The sequence below is a fragment of the Saccharopolyspora antiqui genome (assembly GCF_052246905.1).
Taxonomy (GTDB): Bacteria; Actinomycetota; Actinomycetes; order Mycobacteriales; family Pseudonocardiaceae; genus Saccharopolyspora.
The window spans coordinates 96,565-117,208 of sequence record NZ_JBQQBO010000013.1 but is presented as its reverse complement, the minus strand read 5'-3'; the positions used below and the strand labels follow the sequence as shown (position 1 = coordinate 117,208).

Sequence of the window (20,644 nt, the reverse complement as noted above, 5' to 3'; positions counted from 1 at the left end):
GCGGAACCGACCACCTGCCACCGGTTGGCGGTCGGTTCCGCGCGAACCTGTCTACTCGCTGCCCGGGCTGAACAAACGGGGGTTTCGTGCTCCGCTACACGATCCGACGGCTCGCGCAGCTGGTACTGGTCGTCGTTGTGCTGTCGGTACTGCTGTTCGCCTGGCTGCGGATGTTGCCCGGTGGACCGGTCTCGGCGCTGTTGGGCGACCGCGCCACACCTGAAGCGCGCGCCAAGCTGGAGGCCGACCTGGGCCTGGATCAGCCGATCTTCGTGCAGTACTGGCGTTTCCTGGGGCGGGCCATCACCGGGGACTTCGGCACCTCGACCGGTGTGCAGCGCGGCGCACCGGCGCTGGAGGTGTTCCTGATCCGCTTCCCGGCGACCTTGGAGCTGTCCATCCTGGCGCTGCTGCTGGCGATCGCGGTCGGCATTCCGCTGGGGTACCTGGCCGCCCGCAAGCGCGGCAGCTGGCTGGACAACCTGAGCATCACCTGGTCGCTCGTCGGTGTTGCCGTGCCGGTGTTCTTCCTGGCGTTCCTGCTGAAGTTCGTCTTCGCGATCCAGCTGGGCGCGCTGCCCGCCTCGGGTCGGCAGGACAGCGGGATCGAAGCGACCCGGGTGACCGGCTTCTACATCCTGGACGGGATGCTGACCCGCGAGTTCGACGCCTCGTGGAACGCGTTCGTGCACCTGATACTGCCCGCGATCGCGCTGTCCACCATCCCGTTCGCGGTGATCTTCCGGATAACCCGGGCCGCCGTGCTGGACGTGATGGACGAGGACTACGTGCGCACCGCGCGGGCGAAAGGCCTGGCGGGCATGGTGATCCGGCGTCGGCACATCCTGCACAACGCGATGCTGCCGGTGGTGACCACGATCGGCCTGCAAACCGGTGCATTGCTGGCCGGGGCGGTGTTGACCGAGCGGGTGTTCAACATCGCCGGGATCGGGCAGGCGGTGGCGATCGGGTTCGAGCGCAAGGACTTCCCGGTGCTGCAGGTGGTGATCCTGGCGTCCGCGATGGTGTACGTGCTGGTCAACCTGATAGTCGACCTCTCGTACGCGTTGATCGACCCACGACTGCGGACACGGTGAGGTCATGGTGCTGAAAACGCAGCGCAAGGAGCGCATCGACGCGCTGGCGGAGACGGCGGCGGATGCCGGGGTGAGCCTGACGGCGTCGGCTTGGCGTCGGCTGAAGCGCAACCCGGTGTTCGTGGTCGGCGCGGTGATCATCGCCGCGTTCGTGCTGCTGGCTCTGCTCGCCCCGATCCTGGCTCCGCACGATGGTGCACAACGCCTGCTGGAGCAGCAGGTTTCCCGCGCGGACAACACGATCCCGCCACCGCAGCCCGGTTTTCCGCTGGGCGGCGACCAGTACGGCCGCGACCTGTTCTCCCGGTTGCTGCTCGGCTCGCAGCAGACGCTGGCGGTCGCGGTGTTCGCCACCGTGATCGGTCTCGGCGGCGGCTTGGTGCTGGGCATCCTGGCCGGTGCTTTCGGCGGCTGGGTGGACGCGGTGGTGATGCGGATCGCCGACGTGATGCTGTCGGTTCCGTCGCTGCTGCTGGCGGTGTCGATCGGGGCCCTGTTCGCGCAGCAGACGCAGTTCACCGTGATCCTGGCGGTCGCGATCGTGCAGGTGCCGATCTTCGGCCGCCTGCTGCGCGGCACGATGCTCGCGCAGCGGGCCAGCGATCACGTGCTGGCCGCGCAGGCGCTCGGCGTGAAGCGCAGCTCGATCGTGTTCCGGCACATGCTGCCGAACGCGCTGGGACCGGTCATCGTGCAGGCCACCCTGGTGCTCGCGGTGGCGATCATCGACGCCGCCGCGCTGTCCTTCCTGGGGCTGGGCGCGGCCGACGACTCGGTGCCGGAATGGGGGCAGATGCTCGGCGGTGCGCAGAGCATCATCGACTCGCATCCGCAGTTGGCGTTCTGGCCAGCTGGCTGCATCATCCTGGTCGCGTTGGGATTCACACTGGTCGGCGAATCGCTGCGGGACGCGCTGGACCCGAAGCGTCGGCGCTAGAGCTGAGGAAACGTATGGCACTGCTGGAAGTTCGCGACCTCTCGGTGGTCTTCGCCCGCAAGGGCGAGCCGCCGGTGACCGCTGTGGACGGCATCTCCTTCGACGTCGAGCCGGGCCGCACGGTCGGTCTGGTCGGCGAGTCCGGCTGCGGCAAGTCGGTCACCTCGTTGGCGATCATGGGCCTGCTGCCGAACACCGGTGCGGAGGTGTCCGGTTCGGTCAACTTCGACGGCACCGATCTGCTGCGGTTGACCCGCCGGGAGCTCGACCAGCGTCGGGGCCGCGACCTGAGCATGGTGTTCCAGGACCCGCTGACCTCGCTGAACCCGGTGGTGCCGATCGGCCTGCAGGTCTCCGAGGTCATCGAGCGGCACCGCGGGCTACCGCGCAAGACCGCGATGCCGGAGGCCGAGGAACTGCTGCGACGGGTGGGGATCCCGGACCCGGGGCGGCGGTTGCGGGAGTACCCGCACCAGCTCTCCGGCGGCATGCGGCAGCGCGCCCTGATCGCGATGGCGCTGGCCTGCAAGCCTCGGCTGCTCATCGCGGACGAGCCGACCACCGCGCTGGACGTGACGATCCAGGCGCAGATCCTGCGGCTGTTGGCGGAACTGGTGGCCGAGACCGAGACCGCGCTGATCATGATCACCCACGACCTTGGCGTGGTGGCCGGGCTCTGCGACGAGGTGAACGTGCTGTACGCGGGCCGGGTGGTGGAGCGCGCCGCGCGGCACGAGCTGTTCGCCCGACCGCGGCACCCCTACACCGCGGGCCTGCTGTCGTCGATCCCGCGATTGGACTCGCCGCGCGGGCAGCGGTTGTCGCCGATCAAGGGCTCGATCAGCGACAACATCCCGTGGGACGCCGGGTGCGCGTTCTGCCCGCGCTGCCCGAACGCGCTGGAGGTCTGCGAACAGCAGACCCCGGACGTGAGCGTCGACGTGGGAGCGCGGCTGCTGCGCTGCCACAACCCGGTGCGCGAGACGATGTCCATGGAGGCGTCATGAGCGACACTTCTTTGCTTTGCGCTTGTGTAAGCCGACTGGGTGCGGGTGTCCCGCAAGGCATGGAGGCGTCATGAGCGACACTTCTCCGCTTTGCGCTTGTGTAAGCCGACTGGGTGCGGGTGTCCCGCAAGGCACGGAGGCGTCATGAGCGACACTTCTTTGCTTTGCGCTTGTGTAAGCCGACTGGGTGCGGGTGTCCCGCAAGGCACGGAGGCGTCATGAGCAGTCCGGTGTCAACCTCAGTGCTCCTCAACCGCGCCCCAGGGGACCGTGACGCAAGCCAGCCACTAGAAACGACGCAACGCCGCGATGGGGCTGGATGTGGCCACCACGGTGAATCGCGGGGAGGCGGACAGTCATGACGGAAACTTCGGGAACTGCGGCCGAAACGCCTGACGTGCTCGTCGACATCGACGAGGTCGCGGTGCACTACCCGATCAAGCGCGGCATGGTGCTGGATCGCACGGTCGGCTACGTGTACGCCGTCGACGGGGTGTCGCTGCGGATCGAGCGCGGCGAAACCTACGGCCTGGTCGGGGAGTCCGGCTGCGGCAAGTCGACGCTGGGGCGTGCCGTGCTGCGGCTGGAGAAGCCGACCGCGGGCAAGGTGGTGTTCGACGGCGTCGACCTGTCCGGGATGAAGGGCGAACCGCTGCGCCGGATGCGCCGCCGGATGCAGATGGTCTTCCAGGACCCGCTGTCTTCCCTGGACCCTCGCCAGTCGGTGCAGTCGCTGCTGTTCGAAGGCATGCGGGCGCACGGGTTGGACACCGACCGGAAGGCCACCGACAAGCGGCTGCGCGAGCTGCTGTCGGCCGTCGGCCTGCCGTCGACGTCGCTGCGCAAGTACCCGCACGAGTTCTCCGGCGGTCAGCGGCAGCGCATCGGCATCGCCCGCGCGCTGTCGGTGGGGCCGGACCTGGTGGTGGCCGACGAGCCGGTGTCGGCGCTGGACGTCTCGGTGCAGGCCCAGGTGTTGAACCTGCTGGAGGACCTGCAGTCCGAGTTCGGGTTGACGTACCTGGTGATCGCGCACGATCTGGCGGTGGTGCGGCACATCGCCGACCGGGTCGGGGTGATGTACCTCGGCGGCATCGTGGAGGAGTCCACATCGGACGATCTGTACGAAGAGCCGCTGCACCCCTATTCGAAGGCGTTGCTCTCGGCCGTCCCAGTGCCGGATCCGGTGGTGGAGGACGGGCGCGAGCAGATCCTGCTCTCCGGCGACCTGCCGTCCCCGGCCGCACCGCCGTCCGGCTGCCGGTTCCACACCCGCTGCCCGTGGCGGCAGCCCGCCCGGTGCGACACCGAGCGGCCCGTGCTGCGCGAGCTCAAGCCGGGGCACCGGGTGGCGTGCCACTACGCCGAGGACATCCGGGACGGCCGCCTGAAACCGCACGAGGTGACCGCCGAGGCGGTGAACCCGACGGACTTCGGCGACCTCGACATCACCTCCGCCCACTCGGTCTGACCGGCGCCGCGACGAGGCCGCGGATCCACCTGCGTGCCGGTTGATTCGTCGCGAAATTGCGCGTTGGGCACCGAGGCCGCGGCCGGGTCCAATATGGTCACGAGGTCCTGCGGTGACGGTGGAGCGGAGGCAGTGGGTGAGGTACAGCAGTGCGCCGCGATGCTCGGCGTGCGAGCACCGGGCGATCCTGGAGCGGGAGACCGCCGATCGCCTGGCCGTGGAGTCCGGCGAGATCCTGGTGCCCTACGACTGCCCGGAAGGCAACGGCGTCCACGTCTGCAACCCCGACTTCGAACGCGGCAGCTCAGCCGTCCAATGACCGGGCGGATTCCCGCTGCCAGGTCCCGTGCTCCTAGCTCCCGTCCTCGAATTTCGGCGTGCCGGTGTGCGCGGGCGGGGTGGCGATTTCGCGCGATATCGCCGCGTCCGGTGGTTGGCGGGTGGCGGTTTCGCGCGAAATCGCCGGGCGTTTCAGGCTCCCCAGCAGCACCCCGCCAACCACCACCGCGCCAGCGGCGAGCTCGATCGGGTGCGGCTGCTCGCCCAGCACGAGCCAGGCCGTGGTGAACCCGACGACCGGCACCAGCAGCGAGAAAGGCGCGACCGTGCTGGCCGGGTAGCGGCCGAGCAGCGTCGTCCACAGGCCCGAGCCGACCACGGTGGCCAGCAGCACCGTGTACGCCAGCCCACCGAGGGCGTACCAGCCGGTCGGCGAGTCGAACACCGTCGCCACCGCCTGCCAGCCCGCCGACGGGCCTTCGACCAGTGCGGAAAGCGCGAACATCGGCAGCGGCGGGACGATTGAGATCCACAGCGTCAGGTGCAGCGGGTTGGGCGGATTCGCCTTCCGGCTGCACAGGTTGCCCAGCGCCCACGAGAACGCACCGCACAGCGTGACCAGCATCGGCAGCAGCGCCGCGGCCTGCGCGCGGTGCCAACCGATCACGGCCATGCCGAGCACCGCGGTGAGGATGCCGATGATCTGCAGCGGCGTGATCCGCTCCCGCAGCAGCAGCGCACCGAGCAGCACGGTGAACGGCGCGGATGCCTGCTGCACCAACGAGGTCAGCCCGGTCGGCATGCCGATGCTCATCGCGACGAACACGAACGCGAACTGCAGCGTGCCGAAGAACAGCCCGTAGCCCAGCAGCCACTTCCACTCGACCTGCGGGCGCGGCACGAACAGCAGCGTCGGCAGCAGCACCGCGAAGCGGAACCCGGCGAAGAACAACGGCGGGAAGTGCCCCAGGCCGAAGTCGATCGCGATGAAGTTGGCACCCCACAGCACGGCGACGACCACCGCCAGCAAGCGGTCACGTGAACTCACTCCTGCCAGCCTGCTGGCAAGCTCTGTGAAGAACAAGCAATACTATTTACAGGTAATATGTAGCATTGCTTCATGGACGTTCGCAGGCTGCGGTTGCTGCGCGAACTCGCTGATCGCGGCACCGTCACCGCTGTGGCGAAGGCCCTGTCGTACACGCCGTCCGCGGTGTCGCAGCAGATCCGCGCGTTGCAGGCCGAGGTGGGCGTGCAGCTGACCGAGGCTGCCGGGCGCGGGCTGCGCCTCACCGACGCCGGCCGGGCGCTGGCGGCTCGCGCTGACGAGGTGCTCGCGGCGCTGGACCGCGCCGAGGCCGAGCTGGACAGCTACCGGTCGACGCCACGCGGCGTGGTGCGGGTGGCGATCTTCCCGTCCGGCGCGCTCCTGCTGCTGCCCGGGCTGCTCCGGAGGATCGCCGATCACCCGGACGTGCGGCTGGAGTGTCGCGATGTCGACATGACCCCGCCGGAGGTGCCGGGGCTGACCGCCGACTTCGACCTGGTGGTCACGCACCGGGACGACGCGGCGGCACCGCTGGACAGCGAGCGCATGACGATCATCCCGCTGCTGCGCGAGCCTTTGGACGTCGCGTTGCCGCCGGGACATCCGCTCGCGGCCAAGGAACGCATCGAACCGGCCGAACTGGTGGGCGAGCCGTGGCTGAGCGTGGACATCGGCTTCCCGGTCGACGACGTGCTGCGCTCGCTGGCGATCCGCACCGGGGTCCGGCCGAAGGTGGTGCAGCGCATCAACGACTTCCGGGTCACCGAAGCCCTGGTCGCCGCTGGTCACGGGATCGCGCTGCTGCCGCGCTACACAGCGGACAGTCCCCGGCTGGTGCTGCGCCCGCTGGCCGGAGTTCGCGCGGGCCGCAACGTGGAGGTCGTCTCGCGCCGCGGAGCCACCGAACGCCCCGCGGTCCGAGTCGTCGTTGACGCGCTGCGCGCGGAAGCGGCCAACGTCACCCGTTGAGCGCCGCGCGGCACCACGTTGATCACGCGGCTAGCGCGGCCCGTGCTTGGCGGCCCACCGGCAGATGGCGGCGACTTCGTCCGCCTGGGCCGGGAGGGTGGTGTCGGCGATGCCCACCGCCGGGATGTGGGCTTCGCGGTCGACGTCGTCCGGACGGGTCAGGAAGCCCTTCTCGTGCACGCCGGTGCTGCCCGGCCCCGGTGTTCCCTCGGCGAGGTGCCCGGTGGTGCGCGCGTAGCGGCTGAGCACGCGGGTCTTGCGGAGGTCGCGGTCCGCGCCGTACCAGTGCTGGCTCAGCGGGAAGATCGCCGAAAGCGCGTCCCACCAGCCCTCCACCGCGAGCGCCAATTCGGGGTGGCGGCGGCGCAGTTCCCCGGCCAGTCGCCGGTAGCCGTCGATCACGTCGTACCGCGGATCGTTGAACCAGTAGCCGAGGGTGTCCAGGAAGGCCGCGTCGACGCCGAATTCCCGCACCACCGCCGAGATCGACTCCACCAGGTGGGCGCGGAACTCCGGCTCGCCGGGATTGAGGAACACCTGATCGCCCTCGCCGACCCGGTCGCAGTCCCAGTCCGGCCGGTTCAGCAGCTCCGCGTAGCGGTCGGTGTCGTTGCGCAGCACCGCCTCCTGCCACCGCGGGTACTGGATCACGTTCGCGCCGTGCCCACCGAACATCGGCATCAGCCGCACGCCCAGCTGCCGCGCGGTGTGCGCGAACGCGGCGAAACCCGCGGCGCCACCGAGCTCCTCGGCGGGCCAGTACCGCGGATACGCGTAGTAGTAACGGCCTTCCCAACCGGGCAGGAAGACCAGCACGCGGTGCGGCTCGATGTGCTGGGCGACGAACCGCAGCGCCTCGGCCATCTGCGCGAAGGTGTTGAACACGTAGCCCGTCCAGTGCTGCCCGTGCAGGGTCACCACCAGTGCGATGTGCCGCAGCCAGTCCGGCACGTCCTCGCGGGAGGACCACGGCAGCAGGTTGTGCGCCCCTTCCACGAAGGACAGGTGCTCGTCGAAATCCGCGTCGGCGGTGTGCTCGGTGGTGTCCAGGCGCAGCCGGATCGGCGGCACCTGGTAGGTGGTCGAGCGCGCCGTGGCGGAGGGCACGTGCACCAACTCCACGATCGGACCCGGTGCGTAAACCGGTTGGTGGACGTGCAGGATCTGCCGCCGCACCAGTGGGTCGCGCACGCTGAGCACCAGGCAGTTGGGCTCCTCCCCGGCGGCCACCCAGGGGGTCGCCCAGTCCGAACCGGGGTATTCGAGCTGGAACCGCTGGCCGCCCGCGCCGTGCGTCCACCCGCGTCCGGTGTTCGGCGCCCACCAACCGGTCTGCAGGTGCTCCAGCGGCAGACCGCGCAGCAGCAGCTTCACCGACTTCACCGGCTCGTCGTGGCGCACCGTGATCGACCACACCAGCGCCCCGGCCGTGCGGGTCACCTCGATGTCGACCTCACCGGCCTCGACCACCTGCTGCTGGCCGAGCCGGGCGTACCGGTCGGCGTGCACGTGGACCCGGTCGCCGTCGCGCAGGTGCGCCCGCGACACGTCGATGCCGTAGCCGTTGGTGGTGGTGAACACCTGCAGGGCCCACTCCACCCCGGACGCGCCGGGCGTTGGGAAGTAGGGGTCGCGGGGATCGAAGCTCAGGTCGGTGTCGATCAGGGCCACGATGCCGTCTCCGGTTCGTCCGGGTCGCCGCGCGACAGGTAGCCCGCAGCCTGGTCCAGCAATGCGGCGAGGTCATCGGCTTCGTTCGCGGTGAATACCAGCGTGTCACCTGGTGGCAGCACCACGGCGACCCGATCGCCCACCACGAGTACCGTAACGGCGCCCGCGCCGTCCGGCGTGGCGCACGGGATTCGCCAGCGTAGCTTCTCGGTCGGGTCCTCGGTCGGCCACATGTCCACCTCAACACTGCTGCGTTTCGGTGCCTGACTGAACCGCGTGCACAGTCCCGCATCAAGTCGCGTAGACCGATCGGGTGGTGCCGGTGACTTGGGAGCACGAAGAGTTGGGATGTCTCCCGGGTGCGGGACGAGGACGCCGCGAGAACCGAGGGGGAGTGACCGGTTCCCCGACGTGTCCCCCGTCAACCGGTCGCTCCCCCCGATCCTGATTTCCCCAGGGGACGTCGCGCGGCATCCCGCGACGCAAGCACCATGGTGCCGATCCGGCGCAACGCGCAGTACCGTCTTTGGTCGAGTGTGTTCACCGATCCGGACGCCGATTCTCGGCGTACCCGACTACGACCGGCGGCGTACTCGCCTCACGTCCGGGCATACGTGATGTCGCGGATCCCGGAGTCGAGAAGGCTTCTGAGGTTCCGCCACCCGCACCGCAAGGCAAACCGAGTTGAAAAACAGGGTCTCACCGGTTCGGTATCCCCGGGGTGCCGCCGGACGTGTCGGTGAAGCCGTACTCGTGGCCCGCGACCTGGTACAGCTCCGCGTAGCGGGCCAGCCGGTCGCGATCCAGCCGCACTCCGATGCCGGGCCGGTCCGGCACCCGCAGCCGTCCGCCCCGGTACGGCAGCGAGCCGCCTTCGACCACGTCGTCGGACAGCAGCGGGCCGTAGGACTGGTTGGCGTGGTGGAAGCCGGGCGTGGCCGCGATCAGGTGCGCCGCCGCGTACGTCGCGACCCCGAGTTCGCCGAGGCTCTGCTTCACCGCCGGGACGCCCGCCGCCTCGCACATCCCGGCCGAGCGCTTCATGTTCAGCAGCGTGCCGTCCAGCGCGTTGTCCACCGAGATCGCGTCGGCCGCTCCCTGCCGGATCACGTCGAGCTGGTCGTAGCGCGTCCGCGACGCCTCGTCGGCCAGCAGCGGGACACCCGTGCGGGCTCGTAATCGGGCCATTTCGGGCAGATTGCGCCCGGACACGGGTTGCTCGGCGAATTCGATGTCGTATGGCTCCAGGGTGTGCAGCACCCGCAGCGCCGCGGCCGTCGACCACGACTCGTTGGCGTCCACCCGCAGCGATGGCCCGACACCGATGGCGTCCCGGACCGCGGCGACGCGCTGGACGTCGATGGCCGGATCCTCGGCGCCGACCTTCACGTAGAAGCTCTCGAACCCGGCCGCGGCGCCGTGGGCGGCCTGCTCCCGCATCCAGGCCGGGGTGCCCTGCGGGACGTAGTGCAGGTATTCGACGTCCTCGCGCAGCGGGCCGCCGAAGAGGTTGACCAGCGGCTGGCCGCAGGCCTTGCCGACGATGTCCCAGCAGGCCATGTCGACGGCCGCCACCGCCGGGCTGGTCGCGCCCACGTGGTGCCAGGTGCCGACGATGTCGATCAGCTTCGCGATCCGCTCGGTGCGGAACGGATCCTCGCCGATGGCGAACCGTTCGATCGAACGCAGCACGGTGAGCACGATGTCGGCCGACGGGTAGGCCGGTGCCTCGCCGAGGCCGGTGATGCCCTCGTCGGTGTCGATCTCGATCAGCACGCTGACCAGGCCGCGGCGGCTGCCGCACACCCACTTCTCCTCGGTGTGGAACGGCACGGCGACCGGAATGCTGCGGATGCCGATGATGCGCAAAACGCCCTCCCCCAGGGCATCGTGAACGGCGATGGCCGCAAGGGCCTGCCTTCGAACCAGTTGCGCGGCAGCGCGGCCCGTCAACCCCGGAAGTCCCCGCTGCGCCACTTCCGAGGACGGGCACCGAGAACGGCGCCATCCACTCGCGACTGTTGTGTGTGTAGCGTCACATCCCTTGCTGTCGCGCGCCAAAGATGGGGCGCTTTCCCTGATGCTCCACAACGTCTGCTGCGTACGCTGGCCGGTGGCCGGTCGTAGCCGACGGCGGCGCGACGCGTTCCAGGACCGAAACGGACGTTCATGATCGAGTGGCTGGACACGATCCCCCCCGGGGTGATCTACCTGGTGGTCGGACTGATCATCGGGTTGGAAAGCGTGGGGATCCCACTGCCCGGCGAGATCATGCTGGTCAGCGCCGGGGTTGCGGCGTCGCAGGGGATCGTCAACCCGGTGCTGCTCGGTGCGATCGCGGCCAGCGGCGCGATCGTCGGCGACTCGGTCGGTTACGCGATCGGCAAGCGCTACGGGCGCACCCTGCTGGCCTGGTTGGGCCGCAAGATGCCCAAGCACTTCGGGCCGCGTCCGGTGCGCCGGGCCGAGCGGGCGTTCGACCGCTGGGGCGCGTGGGCGGTGTTCGGCGGCCGGTTCGTCGCGCTGCTGCGCATCCTGGCCGGGCCGTTGGCCGGCATCCTCGGCATGCGCTACCGCAAGTTCCTGTTGGCGAACGCGGCTGGTGGCATCGCGTGGGCGGGCACCGTGACCACGCTGTCCTACGTGTTCGGTCTGGTGGCTGGGCAGTGGTTCCACCGGTTCTCGTGGGTGGCGCTGATCATCACCGTCGTCCTCGGCTGGCTGATCGTGCACGTGGTGCGCCGCCGCGCGGAGCGGGTCGACGAAGCAGAAGAGGCGGAAGAAGCCGAACGGGTCGAACCGGAAACCGACGCACCGGTCCGCTGACGCGTCACCCCGCGAAGCGGCCCGTTCGCGCGAGGGATCGGACGAACGGGCCGCGGGCGTCGGTGGTCAGCGGTTGGCGCGGTTCACCGCGGACACCACTGCGCGCAGCATGGCGGTGATCGTCGAGGTGTCGACACCCACCCCCCAGAAGACCTCGTCGTCCACCGCGCACTCCAGGTAGGCGGCCGCGCGCGCGTCGTCACCGGCGGTCAGCGCGTGCTGGTGGTAGTCCATGACCCGCACGTCGTAGCCGATGCTGCTCAGCGCGTCGACGAACGCCGAGACCGGGCCGTTGCCGTTGCCGGTGACCTCCCGCTCCTCGCCGTCCACGACCACGGTCGCGGTGATGGTCTCGTTGCCGTTCTCCCCGGCGACCCGCTGCCGCACCAGCTTCAGCGGCGCGGTGGCCGCCAAGTACTCCTCGGAGAACGCCGTCCACATCGCGGCCGGGCTGACCTCGCCGCCTTCGGAGTCGGTGTGCGCCTGCACCACCTTGGAGAACTCGATCTGCAGCTTGCGCGGCAGGTCCAACTGGTGCTCGGTCTTCATGATGTAGGCGACGCCGCCCTTGCCGGACTGCGAGTTGACCCGGATCACGGCCTCGTAGGTGCGGCCGACGTCCTTCGGGTCGATCGGCAGGTACGGCACCTCCCACGGGAACTCGTCCACCGGCGTCCCGGCCTGGTTCGCCGCATCCCGCAGCGCGTCCAGGCCCTTGTTGATGGCGTCCTGGTGGCTGCCCGAGAACGCGGTGTAGACCAGCTCGCCGCCCCACGGGTGCCGCTCGGGCACCGGCAGCTGGTTGCAGTGCTCGACGGTGCGCTTGACGTAGTCGAGGTCGGAGAAGTCGATCTGCGGGTCGATGCCCTGGCTGAACAGGTTCATGCCCAGCGCGACCAGGTCCACGTTGCCGGTGCGCTCGCCGTTGCCGAACAGGCAGCCCTCGATGCGGTCGGCGCCTGCCTGGTAGCCCAGTTCGGCGGCGGCGATGCCGGTACCGCGGTCGTTGTGCGGATGCAGCGACAGGATCACCGCGTCCCGGCGGGAGAGGTTGCGGTGCATCCACTCGATGGAGTCGGCGTAAACGTTCGGGGTGGCCATCTCGACGGTGGCGGGCAGGTTCAGGATCACCGGCCGCTGCGGGGTGGGCTGCCAGATCTCGGTGACCGCGTCGCACACCTCGGCGGCGTAGGACAGCTCGGTGCCGGTGTAGGACTCCGGCGAGTACTGGAAGCGGAAGTCGGTGTCGGAGTACTTCCCGGCCAGCTCCAAGGTCATCTCGGCGGCTGACGTGGCGATCTTCTTGATGCCCTCGCGCTCCTCCCGGAACACCACGCGGCGCTGCAGGATCGACGTCGAGTTGTAGATGTGCACGATCGCTTGCGGCGCGCCCTCCAACGCCTGGAAGGTGCGGTCGATGAGCTCCGGGCGGCACTGGGTGAGCACCTGGATGCGGACGTCACCGGGGATCGCGCCGTCTTCGATGATCTCCCGGACGAAGTCGAAGTCGGTCTGGCTGGCCGCCGGGAAGCCGACCTCGATCTCCTTGAAGCCCATCTGCACCAGCAGCTCGAACATGCGGCGCTTGCGGGCCGGGGACATCGGGTCGATCAGTGCCTGGTTGCCGTCGCGCAGGTCGACCGCGCACCACAGCGGGGCCGTGGTGATCCGCTTGTCCGGCCAGGTCCGATCGGGCAGCGATACGTCCTCGATCAGCTCGTGGAACGGGCGGTAGCGGTGGTACGGCATGGCGCTGCCCAGCTGCGGATTCCACGGCTGCTGATCATCGGGCGCGGGGTTGGACGGTTTGCGCACCCGACCGGCGAACGGTGCCTGGGAGTCGGGGGAATTGGTACTCATGCGAGGGGTTCTCCTGCTCGGTTACCGGGTCTGGACCGACGACCGGCGCGTTCGAACCCCGCGACGAGGGGCCGGTCTAGGAGACCCCGTCGCGGCGGCGAAGCAGGAGAACGCGAGCCACGTCAGCAAGGCTAACCGCAAAGGCGACCCGGAACGCAAGCACCCTTTCCAAATGGTGGGACAGGACACGTGGTGGCCAGCGCATTCCTCGCTCGTTCGGATGGGCGCGGCGGCTTGGCCCGCGTGTCGGACACGGCCTGCGGCTGCCGCCGCCGAGCCCATGCGCCTGGCAGAGTGGGCACCGGGCGACGGGAAGGATCAAGCGGATGGCGGGCAAGAAGGGGCAGTCCGGGATCGGGGCGCTGATCAACGGTGCGGGTTTCCTGCTCGCCGTGCTGCTGGTGCTGCACATCGTGTTCGTGCTGACCGGCTTCCCGGCGGAGAACGGGTTGGCGAGTTCCGTGGCGCAGGCGGCGGAGCCGCTGGCGCTGTTCTTCCCCGGCCTGGTGCCGGTGCGCGGCGAGTTCTTGCAGGTGCTCGTCGACTACGGCCTGGCGGCGGCCTTCTGGGTGCTGCTGTGCGGGGTGCTGGCGCGCGTCTTCGGCTGACCGGTCGCCCCGTGCCACACTGGAGATCGTGGCGGAGGACGTCAGCACGGGTGCCCACGAAGGCGGCTTGCGGCGCGTTGACCTGCGGCGAGCACGGGCTCGCGCGGTCGGTGCGCTCATCACCGCGGTCCGGTTGGTCGGCAGCGCGTGCGCCGCGCTGCTGGCGATCCACGTGGTGCTGACCCTCGGCAATGCCAATCCGGACAACGGCATCACCCGGTTCGTGGCGTACTGGGCGGACCCGCTGGCGCTGGGCTTCCAGGACTTGTTCGTGCCGGCTGATCCGAAACTCGCGGTGCTGCTCAACTACGGCATCGCGGCGTTGTTCTGGCTGGTGGCCATGTCGATGGCCACCAAGATCCTCCGCGCCCTCGGCTGAGCGCGGGTGGTCGCCTTGGGTGGAGATCGCCGCCGCCGCGGCAAGCGGGAGTCCACTTTGGATCGATTGCCCGCTGCTGGCCGCCACGATGGTCCGCATGGTCGCGGTGTGACGCATCCCAAGGTGTGATGCCGGTGGCGATCGGCGGTGCGTTCGCCGCCGCCTGGTGACAATCGAGATCTCAGCACTCGTCCTCGGCCGAAACTTGCGCAGTCGTTTCGAGGACGAGAACTCGATGCCGCTCGGCGTGGAGCGCGTGTCCCGGTCACCGAAGGGATGTGCGTGTGACGAGCGAAGCGCTGCCCCGGTTCGCGCCGCCGATCTGGCTGCTGCGGATGTTGCGCCCGATTCCCATCCCGACGGACTGGACGCGGGTGTGCGCGGCGAGCGTCGGCATGGGCGCACCGCAGGTCGTCGGCCTGCTCACCGGCCGGATGGACGAGGCGGTGCTGGCGTCGGTCGGCGCGCTGTGCGCGAGCTTCTCGGACCTGACCGGTTCGTACCGGTACCGGCTGCGCCGAGTGGGCCTGGCCGCGGTCCTCGGCGCGCTCGGTTTCGCGGCTGGCGCCGTGGCGCCGGGACCGTGGTGGGCTGCGGCGATCGTGCTCGCGGTGTCGGTCCCGTCGGTGCTGTCCAGCAGGATGGGCGAGCTGTGGTCGTCCGGCGGTGCGCACATGTTGACGTTCTGCGTCGTGGCGACCGGGCACAAGTCGGCGGCGCTGCCACTCGGCGTGCAGGTCTGGTGGTTCTTCGCGGGTGAACTCCTGCTGCTCGCGATGGTGGCGGCCACCTGGCCGTTTCGCGGCACGGCTCCGGCGCGCGGCGCGGTCGCGGCGGTGTTCGAGGCGACGTTGCGGATGTTCGACGCCGAATCGCCGATCACGGCGCGGCAGAACCTCACCAAGGCGCTCGACAACGCGCACGACGTGCTGGTGGCCGGCGGTTCGATGTCGCGCAGCCGGGTGCGCGACCGCCTCTACCTGGTCTACACGTACGCCACGCCCATCGTGGAAGCGTCGGTTTCCCTTGCGCACGCCGGAAAGCGACCGCCCGAGCGGGCCCGTGACGCATTGCGCGCGTTGGCGCGTTGCATGCGAACCGGTGAGCTCCCAGCGCCTTACCGGGGCGGAGCCGACGAGTCGCGGTTGGTGCGGGCCCTCGATCAGGGCATCGCGGACCTGATCATCGCGCTCCGCCGCGCGAAACGCCCACCGGTTCGCGGTGAACAGCGCGAACGGTTGCGGCTGAGCTTCGGTCGCTCCACCTGGACGCAGGTGTGCCGGATGGTGTTGTGCCTGGCGCTGGCGGAGGGGATCGCGTTGGCGGCCGGGCTCGACGAGCCCTACTGGATCGCGCTGACCGTCGCGCTGGTGCTCAAGCCGAACTCCGGCTCGGTCTTCGCCCGCACCCTGATGCGCGTGGTCGGCACGGTCGCCGGGGTGCTCATCGCCTCGGCGCTGCTGATGCTCGTGCCGACCGGCTGGTGGATGCTGCCGTTCATCGTCGCGCTGGCGGCCAAGCTGCCGGTCGCGCTGAACCGGCACTACGGCTTGTTCAGCGCGGTCGTGACGGCGCTGGTCCTGCTGCAGATGAGCCAGGCCGAGCGGTTCCTCCCGGTGGCCCGGCTCGTCGACACGCTCATCGGTTGCGCGATCGTCCTGGTCATGGGCTTCCTGCTGCGTCCGGTGAGCAGGGGGCCAGCTCTGTCGGAGAGATTCGCCGATGCGGTCGAGGTGGTGTCGGAGTACGTGTCCCAGTCGCTGGCCGGAGCGCGCCACGGCCGATCCGCGCTGCGCCGCCGCACCTACCGCCAACTCGCGGACCTGCGCGCTGCGCTCCAGCAACAGCTGATGGACCCCACTGCCGTCGCGGAAGCCGAGCGCTGGTGGCCGACGATCATCGTCCTGGAGCGAGTGGTCGACGCGGCCACCGAGAAAGCTGTTCTGGACAACCCGCAGGACCTCCAACGAGCCCAACGCCTGGTGTCCACGATGCGCACCGCAACCCGCCAACTCCGCGCGACACCGGTACCTCCGTCCGAACTGCGAGGCGAGCTGGAGCGCGTCTACGCCGATGTCGCCGGGTCGTGAGTGCTTCGTTGGGCCAGAGCCCAGCAGGGCAGAGTCCCCCCGGTGAGTTCTGCTCTGCACGCGCCGGTGGACTTTTCCCGTTGCTCAGCGCACTTCGTGGAGGGTGGTGTGGAGTTGTTCGGTGGCTTCCCAGATGTCGACGTAGCGCAGCCACGTCGGAGCGAAGCTGAGCCGGAGCAGATCCGGTTCCGCGTAGTCCACCAGCACGTCCCGGTCGAACAACGCGTCCGCGATCCGCTGCGCCTGCTCGTGCCGCAGGCTCAGCTGCGCGCCGCGGGACAACCCCGCAGGCGGTGCCACCACCTCGATCCTCGCGTCCGGGCAGAACGCGCCCAGCCGGTCCAGGAACAGGTCGGCCAGCCCGATGGCCTTCGCCGCCAAGGCCGTCCGCGACACACCGTCCAAGATGGACAGACCGGCGTGCAGTTCGGACACCGACAGCGCGGAACCCGTGCCGACGAACCCGCCCGCCAGCGGATGCAGCACACCCGAGGTGCACACGCCCGGCGGGATCTCGTCGCGGTACCGCTCGGCGACGAAGCTGTAGGCTGGCGCACCCGCACCGCCACCGAGGTACCGATGACCGCAGCCGATGGCGAAATCCGCGTCCCAGGTGTGCAAATCCACGTCGAGCGCCCCGGCCGAATGGCTGAGCTCCCACAGCACCAGCGCACCGTGCCGGTGGATTTCGGCCGTGATGGCCGCCGCGTCCCGCACTGCCCCGGAGCGCAGTTGGGTGTGCGAAAGCGCAACCACCGCAACCTGATCCGTCGGCAGCGCCGCCAGTTCGTCCGCGCAGTCCAGCAGGTGCAGCTGGCCGCCGATGAAGTCGGCGGCGGACTGGGCCAGGCAGCGGTCGGCGGCGAAGCAGTCCCGGCCCACCACGAGGATCGGCCGGTCCGGGCGCAGCCGAGCAGCCGCCAGCAGGCCCTTGAACAGGTTGATCGACGTCGTCTCGGAGACGGTGATCTCGTTCGGCGCCGCACCGATCAGCGGTGCGAGCGCGCCCGCCGCGAGCCGTGCCGCCCGCCGCCAGTCGGATTCCCCGCGCGAGCGCGCGGTGTGCGGCTCCCGGCGGTGCTCGACGAACCGGCGCAGCCGGGCAGTCGTGGTGCGGGGCAGCGGGCCACCGCTGTTGCCATCGAGGCGGATCAAGCCCGGCGGTAGGTCGTAGCGGGCGCGCAGACCGGCGAGCGTGTCGGCGTCATCGAGCGCCTCTGCTGTCGGTCTCGTGCTGGTCCACACGAGTGAAGTCTTACCGCATTACCGCACGGTACGTAACGGTGGACGCAACTCGGGGCCGAATAACCGGCGAATTCTTAGTGCTCTCAGTCCAATTCGTTGCGCCGTTCAGCCGGGCGCGGCGGTGGTCCCGCCGACCACGAGATCCACCGCTACCAGCCGATGTCGCGGTTCCGGCGGTCGTCCGTCGACCAGATCGAGCAGCGCGCGAACCGCCGACGCTCCGGCCTCCTCGGCCGGGACGTGCAGCGCGGTCGCTTCCGGTACCGCGAGCCCGAGTTCCGCCAGATCGTCGGCGCAGCACGCGCTCAACTGATCCGGCACCCGCACCCCGCGCGTGGCCAGCCGGTACATCAGTCCGAGGAACAAGGCGCTGTTGTAGGCGACGGCGGCCGTGCACCCGCTGTCCAACAACTCGTCGACGATCCGGCTACCCGCCTCGAAAGTCGGTGGCAGCGGCCCGAAAACGACGACCTCGTGCGCCAGCCCGCGCTGCAACGCCGCGAGGCGGCGCGGATCGGTCCACGAGCCGCGCGGTCCGCCCACGTAGGCGATGCGGCGATGCCCGAGCGAAGCCAGATGCGCACCCATCTCGCCCAACCCGCTCGGCGTGTCGACGACCACTGACGGCACCCCGCGCACCCGCCGGTTCACCAGCACCAGCGGCACATCCACGGCCGCGAACAGCGCAGCGGGTGCACGCGGGGCCAGCGCGAGGAATCCGTCGACGCGGTCGCGCAACCGGTCGATCAGCGCCTGCTCCCGCTCCGCCGATTCGCCGACCACGACGAGCAGATCGTTGCCAGCGGCCTCGGCCGTGCGCTGCGCGCCCGCGATGATCGGCGCGAAGAACGGGTTGGTCAGCTCCGGGACGATCAGCGCCAGCAAACGGCTGCGCCCGGTCGCCAACGCCTGGGCCGAGGGGTGGTACCGGAAGCCGAGCTCGACCGCCGCATCGCGCACCCGCTGCCGGGTCCGCTCCGCGACCATCTCCGGCCGAACCAGCGCGCGCGACGCGGTCGCCACCGACACCCCGGCCTTGCGGGCCACGTCGGCCAGCCGCGCCATCGAGTTCCCCTCCACGATCCTTTGACACCTTCATACCGCGCCGCTTATCGTCCCTGCAAGCGCTTGCAGTGCAAGCGCTTGCACCCTTCACCAGTGAAGTCCCCGTTCATGGCTGCTGCGGAACCGGCGGCCGGGGCAAGGCTCGACGACTGGTTCCGGCGCGCGGCGGCTCGGTGGTGGAATCGCAGCACCCGGCGGGGCGAGCGGCGCGGGTGCGGAAAGCGGCCGTGCCGCTCATCGGACGAGCCATGAGGAGCCTTGGCGTGACTGACCTGCGGATCACCGGTGGACGCGTGGTGTCCACGTTCACCGGCGAGATCTTCGAAGCCGACGTGCTGGTGACCGGCGAGGTGATCAGCGGTGTCGTGCCACCCGGCGCCGGGGCCGACGCCGACGAGGTGATCGACGCCACTGGCAAACTGGTCGTGCCGGGCTTCGTCGACGCCCACCTGCACATCGAGAGCTCCTTCACCACCCCGGCGGCCTTCGCCCGGCTGACCCTGCCGCGCGGCACCACGACGGTGCTGGCCGACCCGCACGAAGTCGTCAACGTGGCCGGGAAAGCGGCGATGCGCTGGATGATCGCGGACGGCAACCGCAGTCCGCAGACCCAGCTGTGGGGCGTTCCGTCGTGCGTGCCCGCGCTGGCCGGGATGGAGCACTCCGGTGCGCACCTGGATCCGGAGGACATCGACGAACTGCTGGGGTGGGAAGGGATTTCCGCGCTGGCCGAGGTGATGGACTACCGCGCCGTCGTGGCCGGTGACCAGCGGATGCACGAGATCGTGCGGGTTGCGCGGGAGCGCGGCACCATCCTCGACGGGCACTGCCCGAACCTCTCCGGCGAAGAGCTCAGCAGGTACCTCGCCACCGGCATCGACTCCGACCACACCAAGAACACCCCCGAGGTCGCGGTGGAGAAGGCGCGGCTCGGCATGACCGTGATGTTGCAGGAGAAATGCCTGCTCCCGGAGGTCGTGTCGGCGCTGCGGGCGTTGCCGCTGCTGCCGCCGCTGTGCCTGGTGACCGACGACCTCGCGGCCGACCACATCGCCGCGAAGGGCCACCTGGACCACATCGGACGGACGGCGGTCGCGGCCGGTCTGCCGCCGCTGGACGCGCTGCGCGCGCTCACCTGGAACCCCGCGCAGCGGCTGCGCAAGTACGACCGAGGTGTCGTCGCGCCGTCGAAGCGGGCCGACTTGCTGCTGCTGGACGGGGATTTGGCCGACTTCGCAGTGGACACCGTGCTCGCGGGCGGTGCGGTGGTCGCGCGTGGCGGCGCGGCCACCTACCCGGAGCCGGACGTGAGTGGGCATCCGTTCGCCGGTTCCGTGCGAGTTTCCGAGCTCGGGCCGGCGGAGTTCCGCTGGCGGCTCGACCTGCCCGACGGGCGGCACGGGTTCCGCGCGCTGCGGGTGAATCCGGTCGACACGTTCACCGAGGCGGCCGAGGTGTCGCTCGACGTGGTCGACGGCGAGGTGCGCTGGGAAGGGCACGTCGCGCTGCTGTGGGTGCGCAACCGCCACGGGCGGCCGAACACGTCCTGCGTGCCGGTGGTCGGAATGTCCCTCGATGACGGGGCTTTGAGCACCACATATGCCCACGACAGCCACAATTTCGTCACCATCGGGACTTCGCGGCCCGCGATGCGAGCCGCCGCGGAGGCGGTGCTCGCCGACGACGGAGGGGTGGCGGTCGCGCGCGCCGGTGGCGTTGCGGCCCGGTTGCCGCTGGAGGTCGGCGGGGTGATGTCGGCGAAGCCGACGGCGGAGGTCGTGGCGGGCTCCGGCCGAGTGCGCGAGGCGCTTGAGGCTTGGGGTTGGCGGCACGCCAACCCGTTCATGAGCGTCTCCACGTTGACCCTCGCGGTCTCGCCCGGCGTCAAGATCACCGACCTCGGCCTGGTCGACGTCCTCGCCCGCGACTGGACTCCCCAGGTCCTCGACTGCTGCCACTGACGGCCCGTCGGAGTTTTCGACTCGTGGCGGAAATGACGTCCCATCACCTGCCGATGTCCTGACTGGCCGCGAGTGAAAAGGGCGCCTTCGCTCACGATCCCGGGCTAGGGCGCCAACACCACCACCCGAGG

The 20,644-nt window shown here is 70.0% G+C and carries 18 protein-coding genes; 11 read left to right on the top strand and 7 right to left on the bottom strand.

All coding sequences use genetic code 11. The annotated features are described in order from the left end of the window. The first annotated feature begins 86 nt into the window (after positions 1-86). The 5 genes from ACTWQN_RS21150 (at position 87) to ACTWQN_RS21130 (ending at position 4,831) form a co-directional block, all read left to right on the top strand. Positions 87-1,097, top strand: coding sequence for an ABC transporter permease (locus ACTWQN_RS21150; protein WP_443205254.1), 1,011 nt, complete (start codon positions 87-89; stop codon positions 1,095-1,097). Between the two features lie 4 nt (positions 1,098-1,101). Beyond that, positions 1,102-2,034, top strand: coding sequence for an ABC transporter permease (locus ACTWQN_RS21145; protein ID WP_443205253.1), 933 nt, complete (start codon positions 1,102-1,104; stop codon positions 2,032-2,034). Positions 2,035-2,048: 14 nt separating this feature from the next. Further along, the gene (locus tag ACTWQN_RS21140) at positions 2,049-3,041 is read left to right on the top strand and encodes an ABC transporter ATP-binding protein (protein WP_443205252.1); all 993 of its coding nucleotides are present in this window, start codon (positions 2,049-2,051) and stop codon (positions 3,039-3,041) included. Between the two features lie 358 nt (positions 3,042-3,399). Further along, positions 3,400-4,512, top strand: coding sequence for an ABC transporter ATP-binding protein (locus ACTWQN_RS21135; RefSeq protein WP_443205251.1), 1,113 nt, complete (start codon positions 3,400-3,402; stop codon positions 4,510-4,512). 136 nt (positions 4,513-4,648) lie between these two features. Next, positions 4,649-4,831 carry a hypothetical protein gene (locus ACTWQN_RS21130; RefSeq protein ID WP_443205250.1) on the top strand — a complete coding sequence of 61 codons (183 nt, stop codon included), beginning with the start codon at positions 4,649-4,651 and terminating at the stop codon, positions 4,829-4,831. 33 nt (positions 4,832-4,864) lie between these two features. On the opposite strand, the gene ACTWQN_RS21125 is transcribed toward ACTWQN_RS21130, so the two are convergent. Beyond that, positions 4,865-5,839: an EamA family transporter gene (locus ACTWQN_RS21125; protein WP_443205249.1), complete on the bottom strand. Its 975-nt coding sequence runs from the start codon at positions 5,837-5,839 to the stop codon at positions 4,865-4,867. A 72-nt stretch (positions 5,840-5,911) separates the two neighbouring features. On the opposite strand from ACTWQN_RS21125, the gene ACTWQN_RS21120 reads away from it, so the two are divergent. Then, complete coding sequence (locus ACTWQN_RS21120; RefSeq protein WP_443205248.1) at positions 5,912-6,808, top strand: LysR family transcriptional regulator; 897 nt, start codon at positions 5,912-5,914, stop codon at positions 6,806-6,808. Between the two features lie 30 nt (positions 6,809-6,838). Here the strand turns inward: ACTWQN_RS21120 and ACTWQN_RS21115 are convergent, their stop codons facing one another. From ACTWQN_RS21115 to ACTWQN_RS21105, 3 genes are all read right to left on the bottom strand, one after another. Beyond that, a complete protein-coding gene (locus ACTWQN_RS21115) occupies positions 6,839-8,479 on the bottom strand; it encodes an alpha-amylase family protein (RefSeq protein WP_443205247.1) in 1,641 nt (546 codons plus the stop codon). Next, positions 8,470-8,712, bottom strand: coding sequence for a hypothetical protein (locus ACTWQN_RS21110; protein ID WP_443205246.1), 243 nt, complete (start codon positions 8,710-8,712; stop codon positions 8,470-8,472). Before ACTWQN_RS21110 ends, ACTWQN_RS21115 begins: the two co-directional genes overlap by 10 nt. Before the next feature lie 466 nt (positions 8,713-9,178). Next, positions 9,179-10,348 carry a mandelate racemase/muconate lactonizing enzyme family protein gene (locus ACTWQN_RS21105; protein ID WP_443205245.1) on the bottom strand — a complete coding sequence of 390 codons (1,170 nt, stop codon included), beginning with the start codon at positions 10,346-10,348 and terminating at the stop codon, positions 9,179-9,181. 300 nt (positions 10,349-10,648) lie between these two features. On the opposite strand from ACTWQN_RS21105, the gene ACTWQN_RS21100 reads away from it, so the two are divergent. Then, a complete protein-coding gene (locus ACTWQN_RS21100; RefSeq protein ID WP_443205244.1) occupies positions 10,649-11,305 on the top strand; it encodes a DedA family protein in 657 nt (218 codons plus the stop codon). A 66-nt stretch (positions 11,306-11,371) separates the two neighbouring features. On the opposite strand, the gene leuA is transcribed toward ACTWQN_RS21100, so the two are convergent. Further along, complete coding sequence (gene leuA / locus ACTWQN_RS21095) at positions 11,372-13,165, bottom strand: 2-isopropylmalate synthase (protein WP_443205243.1); 1,794 nt, start codon at positions 13,163-13,165, stop codon at positions 11,372-11,374. 326 nt (positions 13,166-13,491) lie between these two features. Here leuA and ACTWQN_RS21090 point away from each other — a divergent pair, with 326 nt between their 5' ends. The 3 genes from ACTWQN_RS21090 to ACTWQN_RS21080 all read left to right on the top strand — a co-directional run bounded on the left by ACTWQN_RS21090 (position 13,492) and on the right by ACTWQN_RS21080 (position 16,242). Further along, the gene (locus ACTWQN_RS21090) at positions 13,492-13,773 is read left to right on the top strand and encodes a hypothetical protein (RefSeq protein ID WP_443205242.1); all 282 of its coding nucleotides are present in this window, start codon (positions 13,492-13,494) and stop codon (positions 13,771-13,773) included. 28 nt (positions 13,774-13,801) lie between these two features. Beyond that, positions 13,802-14,152, top strand: coding sequence for a hypothetical protein (locus ACTWQN_RS21085; protein WP_443205241.1), 351 nt, complete (start codon positions 13,802-13,804; stop codon positions 14,150-14,152). 284 nt (positions 14,153-14,436) lie between these two features. Next, positions 14,437-16,242, top strand: a complete 1,806-nt coding sequence (locus tag ACTWQN_RS21080; protein ID WP_443205240.1) for an FUSC family protein — start codon at positions 14,437-14,439, stop codon at positions 16,240-16,242. 84 nt (positions 16,243-16,326) lie between these two features. Here ACTWQN_RS21080 and ACTWQN_RS21075 read toward each other — a convergent pair whose 3' ends face one another. Together ACTWQN_RS21075 and ACTWQN_RS21070 are read right to left on the bottom strand one after the other, a co-directional pair. Then, the gene (locus ACTWQN_RS21075; protein ID WP_443205239.1) at positions 16,327-17,487 is read right to left on the bottom strand and encodes an aminotransferase class V-fold PLP-dependent enzyme; all 1,161 of its coding nucleotides are present in this window, start codon (positions 17,485-17,487) and stop codon (positions 16,327-16,329) included. A gap of 105 nt (positions 17,488-17,592) precedes the next feature. Then, entirely contained in the window at positions 17,593-18,567 is a 975-nt protein-coding gene (locus ACTWQN_RS21070; RefSeq protein WP_443205238.1) for a LacI family DNA-binding transcriptional regulator, read from the bottom strand. A gap of 248 nt (positions 18,568-18,815) precedes the next feature. Here ACTWQN_RS21070 and ACTWQN_RS21065 point away from each other — a divergent pair, with 248 nt between their 5' ends. Beyond that, positions 18,816-20,513, top strand: coding sequence for an adenine deaminase C-terminal domain-containing protein (locus ACTWQN_RS21065; RefSeq protein WP_443205237.1), 1,698 nt, complete (start codon positions 18,816-18,818; stop codon positions 20,511-20,513). The last annotated feature ends 131 nt before the right edge of the window (positions 20,514-20,644 follow it).